The following is a 530-nucleotide window of genomic DNA, read 5'->3' as shown; positions in this document are numbered from 1 at the left end:
TTAATCATTATGGTGTCAGGCTTATTCATCGGTATGGTGCTCGACCTGCAGGGTTACACCGTATTAGTAGGCTATGGTGCTGAAGATAGCTTAGGGCCTTTAGTGGCATTGAGCTTATTACGGGAGTTAGGCCCTGTAGTAACTGCGTTACTGTTTGCAGGCCGCGCGGGCAGTGCACTTACTGCTGAAATTGGTTTAATGAAAGCAACCGAGCAATTATCAAGTTTAGAAATGATGGCGATTGATCCACTTAAACGCATTATTGCACCGCGTTTTTGGGCTGGTTTTATCAGTATGCCATTACTTGCATTAATATTTTCTGCGGTTGCTATTATCGGCGCTCATTTAGTGGGTGTTGATTGGCTTGGTGTTGATTCAGGAAGCTTCTGGTCAATCATGCAAGCGCAAGTGTCGTTTCAACAAGATATTGTGAACGGCATGATTAAGAGTTTTGTATTCGCCATGATTGTGACCTGGATTGCACTTTACAAAGGCTATGACTGTGTTCCTACATCTGAGGGGATCAGTAA

At 43.8% G+C, this 530-nt stretch carries 1 protein-coding gene; it reads left to right on the top strand.

Annotated features, from left to right (window positions below; all coding sequences use genetic code 11):
• Nucleotides 1-530 (top strand): lipid asymmetry maintenance ABC transporter permease subunit MlaE (gene mlaE / locus E0L37_RS21285; RefSeq protein WP_133493631.1); only part of this gene is annotated, 530 nt, incomplete at both ends.

This window comes from Alcanivorax sp. 24 (assembly GCF_004360225.1).
GTDB lineage: Bacteria > Pseudomonadota > Gammaproteobacteria > Pseudomonadales > Alcanivoracaceae > Alloalcanivorax > Alloalcanivorax xiamenensis.
This window is presented reverse-complemented; position numbering and strand designations above follow the sequence as displayed.